The sequence below is a fragment of the Azonexus hydrophilus genome, from assembly GCF_038368255.1.
Taxonomy (GTDB): Bacteria; Pseudomonadota; Gammaproteobacteria; order Burkholderiales; family Rhodocyclaceae; genus Azonexus; species Azonexus hydrophilus.
Window position 1 is genome coordinate 172041 of the sequence record NZ_CP151407.1, and the last position, 18893, is coordinate 190933.

11 protein-coding genes are annotated in these 18893 nt (G+C 60.9%); 8 read left to right on the forward strand and 3 right to left on the reverse strand.

Annotated features, from left to right (window positions below; genetic code table 11):
* Nucleotides 1-178 precede the first annotated feature (178 nt).
* From phnC to AADV58_RS17565, 5 genes are read left to right on the forward strand one after another with little or no spacing between them, the layout of a single operon-like run.
* A complete protein-coding gene (gene phnC, locus AADV58_RS17545; RefSeq protein WP_341743055.1) occupies nt 179-985 on the forward strand; it encodes a phosphonate ABC transporter ATP-binding protein in 807 nt (268 codons plus the stop codon).
* Nucleotides 982-1842, forward strand: coding sequence for a phosphate/phosphite/phosphonate ABC transporter substrate-binding protein (gene phnD / locus AADV58_RS17550; protein WP_027458816.1), 861 nt, complete (start codon nt 982-984; stop codon nt 1840-1842). Before phnC ends, phnD begins: the two co-directional genes overlap by 4 nt.
* 31 nt (nt 1843-1873) lie before the next feature.
* Complete coding sequence (phnE, locus tag AADV58_RS17555) at nt 1874-2671, forward strand: phosphonate ABC transporter, permease protein PhnE (protein WP_341744565.1); 798 nt, start codon at nt 1874-1876, stop codon at nt 2669-2671.
* A 21-nt stretch (nt 2672-2692) separates the two neighbouring features.
* On the forward strand, nt 2693-3700 hold the full coding sequence (locus AADV58_RS17560) for a phosphonate dehydrogenase (RefSeq protein WP_027458818.1): 1008 nt from the start codon (nt 2693-2695) through the stop codon (nt 3698-3700).
* A complete protein-coding gene (locus tag AADV58_RS17565; RefSeq protein WP_341743054.1) occupies nt 3697-4584 on the forward strand; it encodes a LysR family transcriptional regulator in 888 nt (295 codons plus the stop codon). Before AADV58_RS17560 ends, AADV58_RS17565 begins: the two co-directional genes overlap by 4 nt.
* On the opposite strand, the gene AADV58_RS17570 is transcribed toward AADV58_RS17565, so the two are convergent.
* Nucleotides 4581-5687 (reverse strand): NADH:flavin oxidoreductase/NADH oxidase, encoded by a 1107-nt coding sequence (locus AADV58_RS17570; protein ID WP_027458820.1) that lies wholly within the window; start codon nt 5685-5687, stop codon nt 4581-4583. The genes AADV58_RS17565 and AADV58_RS17570 overlap by 4 nt on opposite strands.
* Nucleotides 5688-5775: 88 nt before the next feature.
* On the reverse strand, nt 5776-6363 hold the full coding sequence (locus AADV58_RS17575) for a glutathione peroxidase (RefSeq protein WP_027458821.1): 588 nt from the start codon (nt 6361-6363) through the stop codon (nt 5776-5778).
* A gap of 361 nt (nt 6364-6724) precedes the next feature.
* Between AADV58_RS17575 and AADV58_RS17580 the strand changes: the two genes are divergently transcribed.
* From AADV58_RS17580 to AADV58_RS17590, 3 genes are all read left to right on the forward strand, one after another.
* Entirely contained in the window at nt 6725-7915 is a 1191-nt protein-coding gene (locus AADV58_RS17580) for a hypothetical protein (RefSeq protein WP_341743053.1), read from the forward strand.
* A gap of 227 nt (nt 7916-8142) precedes the next feature.
* A complete protein-coding gene (locus AADV58_RS17585) occupies nt 8143-12627 on the forward strand; it encodes an ATP-binding protein (protein WP_341743052.1) in 4485 nt (1494 codons plus the stop codon).
* The gene (locus AADV58_RS17590; RefSeq protein WP_341743051.1) at nt 12627-14069 is read left to right on the forward strand and encodes a hypothetical protein; all 1443 of its coding nucleotides are present in this window, start codon (nt 12627-12629) and stop codon (nt 14067-14069) included. The genes AADV58_RS17585 and AADV58_RS17590 overlap by 1 nt, the downstream gene beginning before the upstream one ends.
* A gap of 471 nt (nt 14070-14540) precedes the next feature.
* Here AADV58_RS17590 and AADV58_RS17595 read toward each other — a convergent pair whose 3' ends face one another.
* Nucleotides 14541-18812 carry a hypothetical protein gene (locus AADV58_RS17595; protein WP_341743050.1) on the reverse strand — a complete coding sequence of 1424 codons (4272 nt, stop codon included), beginning with the start codon at nt 18810-18812 and terminating at the stop codon, nt 14541-14543.
* Nucleotides 18813-18893 lie beyond the last annotated feature (81 nt).

Below are 18893 nucleotides of genomic sequence, written 5' to 3' on the forward strand. Positions count from 1 at the left end.
AGGTAAGATCAACCATTTAATCCGCTTACCCCAATAAAAATGGTGCCGCCGGTGGCGATGTCACAGATTCTTCATCGGTTCGTCACGCGCAGGTAACACAGCCCCCCTACCATGGCCTGGCAATTCGATTTTGTAATCGTCATCGCAGTTTGATTGCGAAACCAACGAAGGACTCGCCATGATTCATCTGCACAAAGTATCGGTGCAATTCGGCAATCTTGTTGCCCTGCATCCAACCACCCTGGACTTCTGCCAGGGCCAGTTTACCGTTTTGCTGGGCGCCTCCGGTGCCGGCAAATCAACCCTCCTGCGCTGCCTGAACCTGATGCACACCCCGCATGCCGGCGAGGTCCGCGTCGACGGACACGGCCCCCTCCAGGACCGCAAGACGCTGCAGATGCACCGCCGTCAGACAGGCATGATTTTCCAGCAGCATCAACTGATCGGCCGCCTCCCGGCCCTGCAAAACGTGCTCATGGGACGTCTCGGTTACCACTCGACCCTGCGCAGCCTGTTTCCGTTGCCGCGCGCCGAACAGGAATTTGCGTTGCAATGCCTGGAGCGTGTCGGCTTGCTGGACAAGGCGCTGACGCGGGTGGACCAGTTAAGCGGCGGCCAGCAGCAACGCGTCGGCATCGCCCGCGCCCTGGCGCAGCGACCACGCCTGATTCTTGCCGACGAACCGGTGGCCAGCCTCGATCCCGTCAGCGCCGACAAAGTCCTGTCGCTGCTGCACCGTATCTGCAAGGAAGACGGCATCTCGGCGGTCATCAGCCTGCACCAGGTCGAACTTGCCCGCAAGTATGCTGACCGCATCGTTGGCCTGGCACACGGACGTCTCGTGTTCGACGCCACACCGGATGCCCTGACACCGGCGCAAGCCGCCGCCCTGTACGAGCACAAGGCGGCGGGCACGCCGCCGGCAGACGTCGCTGCCACCGTCCGTTCTCCCTTTCCCATCGCAACCGCAAAGGAAGCATTATGAAGAAACTGTTTGCCGCCATTAGCCTGGCCTCGCTTGCCCTTCTGGGCGCCGTCGCGCATGCTGCGCCCAATCCGGATCCGGACACCCTGAAAGTGGCCCTGCTGCCGGATGAAAATGCCTCGACCGTCATCAAGAACAACAAGCCGCTGGAAGAGTATCTGGAAAAAACGCTGGGCAAGAAGATTGAACTGATCGTCACCACCGATTACTCCTCGATGATCGAGGCGATGCGCCATGGCCGCCTGGATCTGGCTTACTTCGGCCCGCTGTCCTATGTGCTGGCCCGGCAGAAGAGCGAAATCGAAGCCTTCGCCGCGATCAAGCAAAAAGGCAGCACCACTTACCAGTCGGTCCTGGTCATCAATACCGGCGCCGGCATCAACGGCATTGCCGACATCGCAAAAAAGAACGTTGCTTATGGCGACAAGGCCTCGACCTCCAGCCACCTGATCCCGAAATCGATGCTGGCGGAAAATGGCTTGAAAGCCGGCGAGAATTACCAGGAACACTTCGTCGGCGCCCATGACGCCGTCGCCATCGCCGTGCAGAATGGCCACGCGCAGGCGGGCGGCCTGTCCAAGCCGATTTTCGAATCGCTGGTCCAGCGCGGCATCATCGACGCCAACAAGGTCAAGGTGCTGGTCGAATCCAAGCCCTTTCCGCAGTACCCGTGGACCATGCGCTCCAACCTGAATGCCGCGCTGAAGGAAAAGATCCGCGCCGCTTTCCTGGGCCTGAATGACCCGGCCGTGCTGAAGCCATTCAAAGCCGACGGCTTCGGCCCGATCAGCGACAAGGAATACGATGTCGTGCGCAATCTCGGCACGCTGCTCAAGCTGGATCTGTCCAAGTTCTAGGCACACATCGCACAAGCAATCAGGAGTCTTCATGCACGCTCAATTCGCACTGCTGCTGGACCGCCGGCAGCGCGCCTGGAACCGCTCGATGGTCTCCCTGGCCACCGTGCTGGCAATCGTCATCGCTTGCTGGTATTACGTTGGCCTGTTCGACGCCGAACGCCTGGGCGAAGGGATCCCCAGCCTGGCGTCACTGGTCGGCGAGATGTTTCCGCCGAACTTCAGCCAGGCCGGCTCCTGGGTCAAGCCACTGCTCGACACCCTGGCCATGAGCGTGGCCGGCACGGCGGTTGCGGTGCTGCTGTCGCTGCCACTGGCGGTGCTGGCAGCGCGCAATACCACGCCGCATCCGCTGGTCTACCAATGCGCCCGGGGCCTGCTGAACGGCTTGCGCTCGATCCCTGAACTCATCATGGGCATCGTGTTCGTCGCTGCAGTCGGCTTCGGCGCGCTGCCGGGCGTGCTGGCGCTTGGCCTGCATTCGGTGGGCATGGTCGGCAAGTTCTTTGCCGAAGCCATCGAACATGCCGACCGCGCGCCGGTGGAAGCCGCGCGCGCCGCCGGTTGCAGCCCGCTGCAGGTGATCTTCCACGGCATCCTGCCGCAAGTCTTGCCGCAGATGGCCGATACAGCGATCTACCGCTGGGAATACAACTTCCGCGCCTCGACGGTCATGGGCATGGTCGGCGCCGGCGGCATCGGCTTCGAACTGATGGGATCGCTGCGCATCATGCAATACACGGATGTCTCGGCAATCCTGATCGTCATCCTCGTCATGGTGAGCCTGGTCGACGCCCTGAGCGCCTTCCTGCGCCGCACCTTCAAGTAAATCATTTACGGAAATCGTTACATGAAACCCAAAGTCGTGCTCACCCACTGGGTGCATCCGGAAATCATCGAACTGCTGCAAGGCGTTGCCGAAGTCATTCCCAATACTTCGCGCGACACCCTGCCGCGCGAAGAAGTGCTGGCGCGCGCGCGCGATGCGCAAGCCATCATGGTCTTCATGCCCGACAGTATCGACGACGCCTTCCTGCAAGCCTGCCCGCAACTGAAAATCGTCGGCGCGGCGCTCAAGGGTTATGACAACTTCGACGTCGCCGCCTGCACCCGCCGCGGCATCTGGTTTTCCATCGTGCCCGACCTGCTGACCATCCCGACCGCGGAACTGACCATCGGCCTGCTGCTCGGGTTAACACGCCGCATGCTGGAAGGTGACCGCCAGATCCGCAGCAGCGGCTTTCAGGGGTGGCTCCCGCAGCTGTACGGCACGGGGCTCACCGGGCGTACGATCGGCATCATCGGCATGGGTGCGGTCGGCCGCGCCATCGCACAGCGGCTGGCTGGCTTCGACATGCAGATTCTGTATTGCGACCACGTTGCCCTGCCGACCGAACAGTCTGCGCAATGGAATGCGCGCCAAGTCGAACTCGATGAATTGCTGGCCGCCAGCGATTTCATCGTGCCGATGCTGCCGATGACGCCGGAGACCCTGCACCTGATCAATGCTGACACGCTCGCCAGGATGCGTCCGGGAAGCTACCTGGTGAATGCCTGCCGCGGCTCGGTGGTCGATGAAGCCGCAGTCGTTGCAGCGCTCGCCAGCGGCCGCCTTGCCGGCTATGCCGCCGACGTGTTCGAGCTGGAAGAATGGGCACGGCCAGACCGGCCGCGCGCCATTCCGCAAGCCTTGCTGGACAATCCTGCACAAACTTTTTTCACGCCGCACCTCGGTTCGGCCGTTGCCGAAGTGCGCCTGGAGATCGAACGTCAGGCCGCCTGCAACATTATCCAGGCGCTCAATGGCGAGGCGCCTGCCGGCGCCATCAACCGTCCCGGCAGGAAGACGGCGACATGATCAACCTGGAGTGCGTCGCCACATTCCTTGCGGTCGCAAATCAGGGGGGATTCCGCGAGGCGGCCAGGCAGACTGGCCAGTCGCAACCGGCCGTCACGCAACATATCAAGCGGCTCGAGCAATCGCTCAAGGTGGCGCTGATCCAGCGCAGCAATGCCGGCTGCACACTGACGCCGGAAGGCACTTCATTCCTGCCCTACGCTAAACATCTGGTACGCGCCGGCGCCCGCGCGCAAGCCTTGTTCGACAAGACAGTCCTCAGCATCGGCGCCAGTTCCAATACCGGCATCTACTTGCTGCAGCCGCGTCTGCGCGCCTACCGCGACCGCGTTGCGCACAAGCTCCAGATAGCTATTGGCAGCAACAACCGCATCGCCGAGCAACTGCAGAATTTCGAGATCGACGTCGCCATCATGGAATGGTGGGATCCACGCCCCGGCTTTACCGCCACCGTCTGGCATCGCGAGGAATTGCAGGTCATCGTGCCGCCCGACCATCCCTGGGCCGGGTGCACCAGCATTCCACGCAACTGGCTGTGCGGGCAGGCGCTACTGGGCGGCGAAGCCGGCAGCGGCACAGGGCGGCTGCTGCAGTCCTATTTCGGCGACGATGCGCGCAACATCGGGATCGCCATGCAACTTGGCAGCACCGAAGCGGTCAAGCATGCGGTGCGGGCCGGACTCGGCATCTCGCTCGTGATGGCGGCCGCCGTGACCGATGAAAACCGCGATGGCAGTCTGCGGGCAATTCCCCTCGAAGGCGGCGCACTGCACAAGGACCTGTACGTGATCAGCCGCGAGGACCTCTTGCCGGACGCGCCGGCGCGTCATTTTTGCGAATTTTTGCTGCAGGGTGAAACCGCGCCGCTGGCGCCCGCACCCTAGCTGATCCGGGCGTCGCGAAACAGCGCCTTGAGCTCGCGCGGCTGACAACGCCAGTACTGCGGCGGCGCATCCACTTGCGCGCCCAGTTCGGCGGCCGCATGCCAAGGCCAGCGCGGGTCGTACAGGATGCCGCGCGCCAGCGCCACCATGTCGGCCTGGCCGCTGGCGACGATGGACTCGGCATGCCGTGCTTCGGTAATCAGGCCGACGGCAATGGTCGGCATGCCGACGTCCCGCTTCAATCTTTCCGCGAACGGCACCTGGTAACCCGGGCTTAGGGAAATTTTTTGCTGTGGCGACAGCCCGCCGGTGGACACGTCCAGAAAATCGCAGCCGCGCACTTTCAGAGCGGCGGCAAATGCCAAAGTTTGCTCGATATCCCAGCCATCTTCGACCCAGTCGGTTGCCGAGACGCGGATGCCGACCGGCCGGCCGGCCGGAAAGGCTGCACGCACCGCCTCGAATACTTCCAAGGGAAAACGCATGCGATTTTCCAGCGACCCGCCATAGGCATCGTCACGCCGGTTAGAAAGCGGCGAAAGGAACTGGTGCAGCAGGTATCCATGCGCGCCATGGACTTCGATGGCATCGATGCCGATACGGGCCGCGCGCGCCGCGGCCGCAGCAAAGGCCTGGCGAATGCGCACAAGGCCAGCCGCATCCAGCGCCTGCGGCGCTTCATTGCCGGGAGTGAAAGGCAAGGCCGAGGGCGCCCACGTGCGCCAGCCGCCTTCGCCAGACGGGCGCAGCTGCCCGCCCAGCCAGGGTGGAACAGTGGATGCCTTGCGGCCGGCATGCGCCAGCTGCACTGCAATCGGCATGGCCGAATGCCGGCGCACTTGCGCCAGCGTGGACGCCAGCGCCTGCTCGTTCTCATCTGACCACAGGCCGAGATCTTGCGCCGAAATGCGGCCCTCTGCCTCAACGGCGGTAGCCTCGATGATCAGCATGCCGGCGCCGGAAAGCGCCAGCTGGCCCAGGTGCATCAGGTGCCAGGATGTGGCATTGCCGTCCTGTGCCGAATACTGGCACATCGGCGCTATCACGATACGGTTGGGCAGTGTCAGCGTTCCAAGTTCGATGGGAGCGAAAAGGGTACTCATGGGTTGGCAGTCTTCTTCATGTCCAGTCCTGGACGGTCAGATCATGATACCCAACATTGCTACCCGCCGTGAGCGAGGCGGGCGGCCATCACTGCCCTGCGGGTGCCGGCTGCGCCAGCAGTCGGTCGATCTCCTGCTGCAAGCCCTTGTTTGCTGGGCCGGTCATGCTCGAATAAGCGCTCGCCACCTTGCCGTCGCGCCCGATCAGGTACTTATAGAAGTTCCAGCCCGGCTCTTTGCCGGTGGCAGCGGCCAGTTGTCGGTAAAAGGGCGACGCCTGCGCCCCCTTGACCGAGCTCTTGGCAAACATCGGGAATTTCACGCCAAAGGTATTTTGGCAAAAAGCCCCGATTTGCTGGTTGCTGCCGGTTTCCTGCTTGAAGTCGTTGGAAGGAAAACCGAGCACCACCAGACCCTGGTCCTTGTGGCGTGCATACAGCGCTTCCAGACCGGCGTATTGGCCCGTGAAACCGCAATAGCTTGCCGTATTTACGACTAACAACACTTTGCCGGTGTACTGGCAAAGCGACTGCGGTTGATCGTCTTGCAATCGCGGAAAGGTATGTTGCAGCAGCGGCGGGCAGGAAGTGCGGCCGGCGGCGCTGGCTGCGTTAGAGAACGCCAGCGTACTGGACAACACTACCGCGGCAATGCTGTGGAAACGATTGAAATACATGGGCCGGCTCCCGTAATTGCGTATGCCCAGTGCCCCTGGCCAGGACCAGGCATGGACCATTTTGTCGAACTTGCGGAAATTCATTCCCTACAAGGCCTGTGTTTCAGAAATTCCGACTTCACTACTTTCTATTCTATTGCAATTTTTTGGGTAGGGCCTTGGCAAGCCGTCCTCTTTAATAGGACGCCTTAGACAGATCCTTCAATAAAAGGGATTGGGCGTTACCAGAGGCTATAGGGCGGCGCTCATTCGCCTCACTTTGCTTAGATTTGACTGGTGCCCTGAATACGGCTCGGTGCATTTCACCGTCGAAGATTGAGCGCTAGGGGGATAATGTCTAAAAAAATGGTCGCGCACTCGCATGCATACTCGTCCGAACGGTGATGAATCCAAGGTTGCCACACCAGAAAGAGTCTGGCTGGCCAAGCTCGCAAGAATACGTCCTGGGGACGTCCTGCTAACCCGCAATATTTTTGCCAGGAGTCCAGCCGATAGAGCTCAATCTTTGGCAATACGGAACGCAACTGGCGGGAACTATAGCCACGTAATGATGTGCACTGGAATACCGACTTTTATTGAAGCGGTAGGGGATGGAGTCTCGAACATCAGCATCCAAACCTGCTTTGCCTACGACTCGGGAAATGTCCGCGTAATGCGTTACAGAGATCCGGAAGTCGCAAAAGCAGCCAGTGATGCAGCGCTAATGTTTCTAGGGCGACCTTACTCTGTGCAGCGTGCTATTGCATCAATTCTTCCTGCCTTCTCGGCTGGTGCGACGGGAGGTCATGCTACTTTTTGCTCCGCACTGGTGGCCGCTGTATACGCGGCTGCGAAGTCGAAGGACTTTGTCGGCCGAAATCCGATGAAAGTCACGCCGAAAACATTCGAAGAAATCGGCGCCTTCGACGATATTACAAATGACATATTTATATCAGTACTTACGCCGCCGAATCTGGGTGAAATGAGCGCACTCGATGGCGACCGTGCATCCAACCCGATACGGGAATATCAGGCTTCACTTCTAGCCGAGCACTTTTATGGTGTTTTCGGAGAGTGCCAGGCACTCAAGAAGGACTTTCCCGAATTTCTCAATGAACTTCCGGAAAGTTTCTTTGAGTTGATCCAGTTCCTTGCAATTGGTTTAAGTCATAAGCAACATCTCGGGCAAGCTGGAGATCCCTCGCTCGTCGCCATGATTGCTCGGCTCGAAATGATCGATAGGGAAGCACATAGGAGATTTGCTGACGGTCGGTTTGAGGCTATGTTGAGCGAGACAATCCGCATCGATGCAGAAAGTTCAATGAACTTAATCAAACGATCATTCGCATATGATCCAGACATAGACGTAGAAGACATTAAGGGGATGGCTGAAGCAACGGATAGTCAAATAGAAGCCAGATCTTCTTTGCCCAAGAGCTATGAGTCGTATCCTTCTGGCCTTTGTCTAACTTTAGACAAATGGCTTGCGCTAAACCAGAAAGCGATCGAGAACATGGTGCAACGAAAAATGCTCCTGGCCGAAGTTCTCACTCGATTAGGTGCATCGCACTGACCTACGCCTTTGGGTTACGTAGTGGGCGCCTCACAATACTTCCATTGCTGTTCGCCCAGATCATTGGGTTATTCGGGCGATAATGTCAAAACGAAGTAGGGCAGGGAAGAACACCCAACTTCCGTCGTTCGGCCGAAGCGGGCGTTCGAGGCTTCGCCTGGCAACGACCGCTTCCAACTCAGAAGCGACTGGGCGGGAAGTTCTCGCGGGGTAAGGGACTGCGAACTATGACTGAGAACATCAAGAACACGGCGATCACCGCCGCTGGCTACATCTATCAGAACTGGCAAGGGCTGCGGGTGTTGTGCGACTGGCTGGATTCACCGAGTCGCTACGCAAAGGTCAAGTTCGAGTGTGACGTTGAGGCGGATGCACCGAAGGGTCTGGACGACATCGTGGTCGAACGCACGGACGGGCTGTATGACCTCAAGCAGGTCAAGTTCACTCCAAACCCAAATGCACACCCGCTGTCCTGGGATTGGCTGCTTGAGAAGTCCGGCAAGACGGAACGGTCCCGGTCGATGTTCAAGAAGTGGTTTGATGCGTACAGGTTGCTGGACCCGGCACGCACCGGCGAACTCTCTCTCCTGACAAACCGGCGACCGGATGCCGAGATTGAAGCCTGCCTGGCCGGGGGAAAGATTGACTTTTCCAAGGTTCCTGAACCGAGGCGCGCGATGCTCATCGCCGAACTCGGCGGTGAGAAGGACTGTGAGGAGTTTCTCGGCCGACTGCAGATCACGCACAGCGACAAGGGCTACGAGACCCTCGAGCACGAGATCAATGCGCGGCTGCGCGCGCATGGCACGCCGGAGGGCATCGCCGTCCTCAAGAACGTCGCCTTGAACTGGGCGACTCAGAAGAACTCTCCGCCGCCATTCGGCTGGATCACGTTGCCAGACCTTCGCGCGATCCTCCAGGCGACGCCGCCGGCACCGCTGCCGGAAGACTTTGCGGTCCCCAAGGGCTATGAGGTGCCCGATGCTGACTTCCACGACGCTTTCGTCGAAGACGCGCTGCGTTCAGCCGGCAACGCGATCGTTCTGACCGGTCCGCCTGGTCGCGGCAAGAGCACCTACCTCAGCGCGCTGTGCGACACACTCGCCGACAGAGACATTCCGACGGTCCGCCACCACTACTTCCTGTCCACAACTGAGCGCGGCCGGGACCGCGTGCACAGCTACGTCGTCGAGGAGTCGATCCGATCGCAAATCGAGCGATTTCATCCCGGCGTCCCCCGTCCGCCCGGTGGTCTGCGCGCGCTTTTGGAAGCCACTGCGGTGCACTACAAGACGCTCGACAAGCCCTTTGTTCTGATCTTGGATGGTCTCGACCACGTCTGGCGCATCAACGCCGAGGACAAACAACCGCTGGAGGACCTCTTTGCGCAGGTGGTGCCATGTCCTGAGAACATGGTGCTCATCGTAGGCACGCAGCCGGTGGACGACGCTCAACTACCGGCAGATCTGTTGGTTGCGGCGCCGAAGGCGAACTGGAAGACGCTTCCCGCCATGTCCGGCGATGCCGTCCTTTCGTACTTGCGTCAGGCGGTGCAGACCGGTCGGCTGAGCACGGGCTTTGAGCCCGATGAGCCGGATGTTCATGCAGAGCCGGAGGCGGTCGAAGCCCCAGGGGTTTCTGCTGCGCGCCAAGCTATCGCTGACCAGGAGTTGCAGAGTGCCGCGGCAGCGCTGCGCGCCAGGACCAACGGTCACCCGCTGCACGTCATCTATGCGACCTCCGCGCTGGTGCTTGCAGGTGGCAAGGTCACGCGATGGGACGTCGAGCAACTTGCCGGCGATCTGAGCCAAGACGCGAAGTTCTACTACGGATCGCTGTGGGAGCGTCTTTCGCCTAGCTTGAAGGATGTGCTGCGACTGGTGTGCGCTTTCCCATTCTTCTGGCCGCGGACCGCGTTCGATGAGGTCGCGGCCGAGATGAGGCTGGCGGCGCCCGAGATCGAAAAGGTCGAGCATTTGCTGCATTCGTCGGCTGCCGGGCTGAAGGTCTTCCACGAGAGCCTGGCCGTGTACGTGCGCTCGACCGATGGCTACGTCGATCGCATTGCCGCGCTGAGGCCGGAGGTCGCGCGCTGGCTGGAGACGTTGGCACCAAACGCTTTGCGGGTAAACTGGCTCTGGACGGTCCAGGCACAGCTCGGCGATCCAAGCCAGCTGATCGCCGGCCTGACACGGGACTGGATCCTGCTGCGCCTGGAAGAGGGATATCCGCAGTCGCTGTTCGACACCTTGATCACCGACGCCGTGTCCGCGGCGCTGGACCGGGCTGAGTTCGCGCAGGCCTATCGCCTCCAGCACCTGAAGGCCCGCATGGTTGAGGGCAGCCAGTATCAGATGCAGGACGAGGACATGGCCCGGTTGGTCTCTTACACCTGGATGCTGGCGCCAGACGATGGGGTGATCCGCGAGGCTGTTGCTTCCAGGCACGAGACGGATATCAAGCTCGTGGCGGCGCTGGGTCTCGCGTTGCGGGCGCGCGGCGATAATGTCATGGCCAAGGCATGCGGCGAGGAGGCGCTGCGACGCTTCCGGGGTGCGAGTCGGTTCTCAAGCGAGTACGCCACGGGCAACGGCTTGGATGCTTTCAAGTTCCTGGCGGGTGCGTTTGCGCGCCTGGGCGCGATAGGGACCACACCGGAGGGACTCAAGCGGCTCGTGACACAGACTCACCCAGAGGGGTGGCTGCCGAGCATACGGCTAATGGCCGCGGAGGGGCAACTGGACGAACTGATGGCGCTCGCGACTTCGATGGGCACCGGCCGGCGCAAGCGCGTGGTCAGCGATGCGTGCCTCCGGGCCGCGGCTCAGGTTAATGCAAGCATCGTCGAGCGCCCCGACTTCAACGCACTCGCCAGAACGCCCTTTGTTGCAGCCGTGGAGACGGCCCACAGGCGGGCTGTGACGACCTTAAACGCTTCGATCCCGGTCGACTGGCTGGGACTCGACTACCGCGAGCGCAAGCTGGCCCTTGCGAGGTTGGTGCACCACTGGTTCTTCAGCACAGTGCATTTGAGCCTGTGCATGGCCGCGGAAGGGCAGACCGAGTTCAGCTTTGCACGCGCGCCGCTCTATGCCGACCGAGAGAACGTCACAGACTTCCTGAACGCGCTCTCCGGCGTCGCTGCCCAGGTGGCCCATCACTGGTGGCGGGGAGAGTTCGTAGACTTTCACGAGGTCTTTGAAATATTAGACCCAATGGAGTTCAGGCATTTCCGACAGAGCCACGCCTGGCAATCAGCGGCCGATGACTTCCGGGCTGCGCTGCATCGTGTGGCCTGCGACGTTCGACTCGGCAGCATCCTGTTGGGCCATACCGTGGAGGTCGATCTGACGGAAGCGACGCTGGTCACCGCGGGGGCCTTCAAATGGTTCGACGCCACGTCCTTCCGTGAGCAGTACGCCGCTGGACTCTTGACGAAGATGTCCGATGAGGCCGCAGCGGCTTTCGTGCGATCCCAACGCACGCTGTTCGATGTGGAGGTCCGCGAGGAGACCAGTGTGCATCTGCAGACGCCGCTGCAACTGTGCGGGATCGCGGTCGCCCATACATTGGTGGTGCCAGCGCGCGAACTCTGCCGGCAGACCTGGGAGCTGGCAACGGGTTTCTCGCATCGCAAGGACCCGACCCTGAACAACACCCTTGACGCGATCGGCTTCCTAGTCGAACCCGCGCCGAAGGATGCACGACGACTGTTGGCGCAGTTGGCCTCTCAAGTTCACTCGGTACTGGACTACACGGACGGCAGCGGCACCCGGCATGCTCTGACCGAGGCGGACGCGCTGCTGGCCAAGCTGGCTCCCGCCGCATTGGTGGTTAAGTACGAGGAGCATGTCGACGCCGGACAGTGGTCTCAGGCCGAGAACAGCCTAAGTGCATACGTCGAGCAGGGCGTGAAGGCCGGCTGGCCACTTGATGCGCTGATGCGAACGGGCCTGCACCCGGATGTTGGCGATGTGCTGCAGCGGCTTGCCAATGAGGGCGTCGCGGGGGCCGGCGAGCGACTGCTGGTACTCAACGCTCACGGAGGGTGGGACATCGGCGTTCTGGATCGCGAGGAACACGCAGGCTCCAGTACGGATGGAAAGCCCTTCGATGGTGACGTCTCGGCCTTCGAGCCCGAGCAGCTGAAGGCCTTGCTCGATCGTCTCTCTGGTGGTGGTTACGACGACGAAGCGGTGCTTCTGGCTTGGTATCGGTACTGGGAGGGGCAGGGCCAGGGGAAGCGGCTCCTTGACGCGCTCGATGCTTCGCTCTTGTCCGACCGAGGTCGAGGCCGGGACCTGCTTCACCTATCCGGCCACGCCTTCCACACCCGACGCAAGCTGAGTGGCCTAAAGTCGGCCTGGAAGTACCTCGTCAGCGCGCAGATCAACAGAGGCGGGTGGATTGGCTACATGGAGCGCGAAGAGAAGACGCTCGCGCGGCTGGACCTTGTGGCCCAGTACTACCCGACACGGTGCGACGACTTCGTGACCGAAACGGCCTATGCCATGTTCGGTGAGCCGGAGCGGCCGCGATTCGCGCCGGGCGAAGCCATGGTGTACTTCTACGCGAAGCAGGGGCGCATCGATGCGGCGGTCGTGTTCGCGCAGGTCATGGTCGACTGCGTGCTCGAAGACACCCGAACCCTCCCGCTGACTGTCCCGCGCTGGGGAATCGAGCTGGCTGCAGCGGACGTGCCGGGGGCTTGATGGACGACCTTCGAATTCTCATCGCTCGTCTCGGATGGCCGACACCGGCCGCCCGATGGTGGACAATGCAGGAGTTGGCAAAACGACTGGGCGCCCTTGGGACGACGGCAGAGACCGAGGCCGCGCTCCTGGTACTGCTGCACTCGCGCAAGCTTGAGGCGGAAGTCGTCGAGGCGCTCTGCATCTTTTGGATGGCTGCGGCTGAGTACGGCTACGTCCCCAGTCCGGATTTGCCGAACCGCATACCGAAAACGTCGCTACTGTCCAACCTGTTCCTCGAAAACCTTGGCTTCGAAGCGCAGGCGCTCGATGCCGACCTCAAAGCGGCGCCAAAGGACTTCAAGATCTCCGGTGATTTCGATGGTGTGCAGGGGGGAGACGTGGCCAGGATCTTCCGGACCACGCTGACGAAACTGGAGCTTCGGACCAAACTCCCACTGATTCGCCAGATGGCGTTCGAGTGGGCTCAAAACCGGACGACCTATCCCGAGGCTCCCCTGCAGGGCGACACCTGGCACTTTGCGCGACCGCTGGGCAAAGGTTTCGTGGGCCCGTACTCTGCCCGCGCCGCCCTTCGTGCGATCTCTGCATACTTGCGCACCTTGGTTGTAGCGGAACGGTTGTGGGGGCTGCCGTCTGGTGTCGTGCGCCATTTCGCGCTTAAGGCGTTGCCTATTCATCCAACGCTGGCCGCGCTGAGGCCTTCACGTCCGGCATGGGTGCCTGTGCGAGGGGACTTCAGCGGGGACGCGAACTCGATCGAGGGAATCCTGCGAGGAGTCGTCCACCGCGTCGCGGCCGAGCGACCCGGCGATGAGCTGATCGCGCTCAGCACTCCCGTCGAGATAACGATGGGACGCTGCGTGGAGGTGTCGCTGGTGCACTGGCTGCAGGCCGGCGACAGCGAAGTGGCAGACCAGGATCTGGCTTCACATCTCGATTCTTTCTGGCGCGACATGCCGATGCTGCCAAGCGTGTCCACGACGCCGCTCGACAAGAAGACTTGGTTGGGAGCGGTGCCTATCGATCAGTTGCTGGACGATCGGTCTGCGTCGTTGCCTTTGGCCGGACGGATGGACTTTGGTCGCATGGGATACCTGCAATTGAGCCTCTATCCATCTCGACTATTCGTGCCGATGCTAGTGGGGGCTGCTCAAACCGAGGTGCGCCAGGTGGGCTCCACGCTCGAGGTCCTCGTGGATGAACAAGTGGTGGCGGACTACGCTCACTGGAACGCGGGCTGGGGTCCGGTGCATCCGGGACCGCTGAGCGGAGCCTGCGGTGCGGCCTTGGTCTCTCGCGGAACGAAGTACCGCGAGATCCCGGCCGCCGAAGGACACGTGGTTCGATCGTTTTATCTCTGGCAAGTGCGCCTGCTTCACCGGAGCAACACGTACGACGAGTTCGGCGAGACGCTAAAGAGCGGCGTCTTTTTCGTTTAGCCCGCCGCCGCTTCTGCGTTCCGGGGCACGGCGGGTGTGAGCCACGGCGCCCCGGCCAAAAGCTCGAACAGATCTGCTACGCCGGAGCAGCCGGTCGCGGACGGCTGCTTCTGGCCGAAATTGACGCTCTGGTTGCACTGCCGCAAAGCTGCCGTTGGTGTTCTGGTTAGGAATTGGGTGGTAGCTTACTGGTGTGAGAGCGAACTTTCCCTTCCTTGAGCGCTCCTTCCACTCACCAGCTCCAAAGCAACTACTCGCCAAAGAGAATTTCAAAAGCGGCTGCTCGTACATCTAGGCTGATTCCGTTCTCTAGCCGACCGGTTAGGGTTTGCAGCAGCCACCGTGCGGAAGAACGCTGCAGACCGTCTCTGGTCAGGAGTCGTCACTGCGGCCGTCTGCCCCATTGTTGCCATTCGCCAGTCTATCCTAGAGACACTGTAGAGTGTAGCGACCAGCCATGACCGCTATGTTTTATCGGTTCTCATGGAGCGCTTTCAACTGTTCCTTACTGGGCTGAAGCATTTCAGTCCTCTGACCAAACGGCGCCAAGCTTCCGCCATCAACGGTGAACACGGTGGTGTGATGGAGGCGGCCGCCAAACCCATTGCTGCCTCCCAAGCTCTGACCTCCATACACGTTCTTCTCGCCGGCTAGAACCCACACCGGCTCGAGTCCGGCTTGGGTGAGGTGTTCCAGGAAATAGTCACGAGAGACCACTCCTGCTCCGGCCCCACGCGTGTGAAGGGAGGGGTCTTGCCATCGAAGAATACCTTCAGCGTCAAGGTATTCCGGCTTCTTTCCGCTGCGAAGGCGAAGATCAAGAAGCTTCATGGCGGCTACAGACGGAAGGTGGAGCGTGAACGACTCCTCGACCGAATTATCCTTGGTGTTGCCCTCAGCGGTAAGGGACTCGACGATGCCGGCGTAGGGCGTGGCAATACCTATGTAAGTGTTCCTCGATAGCTTAATTGTCTTTTCGCCGCGCCAGCCGTGCTCCCCCAAGAAGGTTTCCAGATGCCCTTCATCCGACAGTCTCGACGAGTCACCACGTTGCTCGCTCAGCAGTTCCTTGGCCAATGCAGGGCCGGCACCCTGGCGGGTGACCAAGCACCTGATGTGGGACCAGGCATCTGCGTGGTTACGCCTGCTCTGACCCGGAACCTTCCAGTGGCGAAAACTGTGCACTACAAGCCACCGGTGGCCGTCAGGGCTGACCACTTCAATCTCTTCGGGACCGTTGCACAGGTCACTCTCTACCGCAACCCAGGCAAGGAGCAAGTCCGTATCGCCGGACGGCAGTCGCGGGGAGGAAGGCGTCCACCAGGTGACTGGAGTCGAAGACCAGCCAGACTCTTGGGTGTTGCGTACAAGGAGTGACGGGTCAATATCCTTCTTCATGGCGCGGCCACTGGGGCCGTACTTGAAAGCCCGCAGCTTGCCATCGTCGTGGTAGGAGGACACAGCAAGGTTGTCGGTCAGCCGAGCCGTGACCTCCGCAAGCGCTATGTACTGGTACTTCTTTCCTATCCGCTCGACCCGATGATTGCCCATACGCTCGCGAGAGATGCGGGGACCCTCGTCAAACTTCTCGAAGAGCTCCTCAGTCCACCCTATCGAGTGCGCACGAGCACATATCCAGCGCCTCACGGTCGCGTGGTCAAACTCGGGTGGGCGCCTGTCGTCGTCGTTCATCCTAGTCGCTTCAAGCAGGTGCTGTTCGGCGAAACCGCTGTACTCAGCGAGTATCCCGGGGGGGAGTTGGTCCTTCAGAGCCATGTTTGCCTGCGCCAGCTCTTCCCATAGTCTCTCTGACTCCTCCCTGTCCTTCTCGCTGAACCAACCACGCTCGGGTCGTTGGCGGTAGTTCAGGCTTGCGCGAAGCAGGTTTGTGTAGGCCTGAAGTTGCGCTGCCGTAGCCTTACGCTCGAAGTCGGCTTCCCAGCGCTCGTAGAGCTGCTGCGTGGTAAGCCCCGCGAATGCCCGCGGCAGGCTCATGATATCGTTCAGCCAAGTGCCTAAGGTGTAATTGCCAAAATCTCCATGTTCTTCAGTCGAAGAGAAAATGGAGTCGCCGTACCCCTTCTTGCGGAACTCCTTGAGGTCGTCATCGGTTATCGACTCCAAAGGCCAAGGCGATGTGAACTTGGCCTTTCCGGTTTCAATGTCCACCTCCGAGGGCAAGTGCCCAGCAGCTTGAGAATACAGGAGAATACCAATAGCATAATCGCGTGCGGGTAGGTGAAGTGGAGGGGTGCGATCCCTGGCGAAGTGGTTCGCCCAAACTGCTGACGCTACGGCCCCGGATCCGGCACGGTCTACTCCCTGCATCACTGCTCCGTAACATGCAGCGAGCAGACGCTCAGATATATACGGGTCGTCGACGTCGACGAACTTGTCGAGCAGGGCAGCTGCCACATTAAGGTTGGAGGACAGCAAATTTACCAGGGCTTTCGTAGCCCGATCCCGCACAGCGCGGTTGCTGGCAGACAGGAACCAAGTCAGCGCGACGGCCGCCAGCCATAGACGCTGTTCTTCCACTTCGCCGGCTTCCACCTGCCAAGCCCAGTCGATGAGGGACTCCACGGTACCACCCTCACTCAAGTCGTCTTCCGCCAAGAAGATAGACCACACGGCGTCCCTTTGAGGCAGAGGACGCTGCCAGAGGTCAAGGTGCAGCCATTCGGCATTGAACTGATTTTCCGGCTCGGTGCAAACCAGCAGCAGCAACGCATACGAAGACTGACCGGTCAACTTACAGAGCGTGTACACCCAATCGACCGTCCGCTGCGTGAACGCTTCGGGAGCACGCCAGGCAAGCGAGCTCACAAACGCGTCAGCTAACGATGCATCCTTGATTGCATCTGCGGACAGCACATCGAGCAGTTCGTACCCGAACTGCTCGGGAAACTGGACCGCAAGCGCCTCGATGACCCCAGCAAAGCGCCAAGATGCTTGGGGGCCAAAGTAGGTAATCAGCGGCTGCTGTTGGATCGAGCCCTGAAGGTCGGCGGGGTCGATTTGCGCGATGAGGCGTCCGGCTCGCAGGTGGTCCGACAGCCGCTCGAACGTAAACCTGATGGTTTCGACAGTTCTGCCTTGGTGGCGCTCGATTTCCTGCGTAAGCACGCCTTCGGAGAGGAACGCCGACAGAAGGCTACGTTCCACTCTGCCCCCTGAATTGAGGTAGCGTTCGAATAGCTCAATCGTTGTCTCGAGTGGCAAACTGCCACCGTCCCCGTCAGCAGTGGAAGCATCAAGGAAGCCGTCGAGCGCCTTACGCGCAATCTTCTGCTGGGGAACAAGGCGCAGCTCCGTTTCCACCTTCTCCGCGACCGCCGACAGGTAGAAATTGAAAATGGCTGTGATTCCTTGCAGACCCTTGGGCAGTTGTTTGAGGTTCTTCTGCTCCAGGTATCTACAGCACGTCCGCAGGAACAGGGGGTTCTCAAACTCGTGGGCCAGATTTGGCGAGCTGGGCCGCGCAATGCCGCGCCGGTCCAGGTATGCTTTGGCTGCAGCCCCAGCACGGCCCGCGAACCCGTGGTGAACCAAGTGCTCAATGCCATCCAGCGGGAGGTAGTGCAGGTACGTGTCGCGCACAGTCAGGACCAAGGCCAAGCGCGGAAATCGCTGTATGTGCGCAACGAAGCCTTGCAGGCGCGTTTCCCACAGGTCAACCCCATGCCTCTCGTTCAGGGCATCAACTGCAAGCACCGCTCGGTAGCCCGCGGCCTCAGCAGCAGCATCCAAAGCTCCGAGAAACTCGTTGGTGCTGACCTGTGTCAGGTCCAGCTGCGCTCGAATTTGCTCCCACGGGTCGGCCTCGGTCAGGGTTCCAGTCAGGACCAGGACGAAGGGGCGTGTCAGTTCGAGCTGCTTTACTCCGAAGTCGGCCAGCAGATGCGACTTGCCGATGCCAGCCTGTCCAGAGATAAGCAGTTCCCGCTTGTTCGCCAGCCGCCAACGCGTGCTTGCTAGCTCGCGGCGAACGTGGTCTACCGATGAATACAGATCGAACAGGTCCCGGCGAGCAATAGCACGGTCCTTGTCGGCGACTTTGTCTTGAAGTTCGGCTAGCGCACTTGAGACACTCTGTGCGCCAGCCTCTAACAGCGGGATCCAAGTGTCCAAGGGGATATAAGCATCCAGCGCAGCCGGTGAACCCGCGAGGGCATCGATTAGCGGCTCGCAAGCTTGCTTCATCTGATCAGCGGCGGACGTCAAGCCTTCCCGCGCCAAGCTGCGGGTCGCCCCGTCGAGTCGGTACGTGATTTCTGCAGCCCAGGCGTTTGGCTCGTTCAGCAGTTCCGGGTCCCGCGCGAGTGCTTCCAGGGCTTGCCGGATAGGCAAGTCGACATGGCTCTCGGGGCTGTAACGCTCGCCGAGATTGCGGCGCTGGATCTCGAACTTCTCGCGAAACCAGGCTGAGCTGAAGCTGACGGTGTCGAACCAGTAGCGGGCCCGCCCCGAATAGGCTGGAGTGTCGCGGCCGAGCCGTTCCTGGATGCTTGACGCGCTCCAAAGTTCGAGCTTCAACGAGCGGCCCTGCGCCACAGCGGCCGCGATGCTCTTATCTCGCCACTTTTCGTACAGCTGTACCTCACTCAGCTTCCTACCCGAGCGGTTGTCTCGAAGGTCGATGGGCAGGCAAACGATAAACGTCATAAGTTGCGGATGGGCTGCCATCGCACGCTGCAGGGATTCGGCCAGATCCGCGACCTGGGGCGATTCGAACCCATTCATGAAGTACTTGGCCTGCCAGCCAACCTCGTACCCGTCTGCGTACGCGCGGTAGCACTCCAGCCCCTGGTCCGCTCCCGGTCC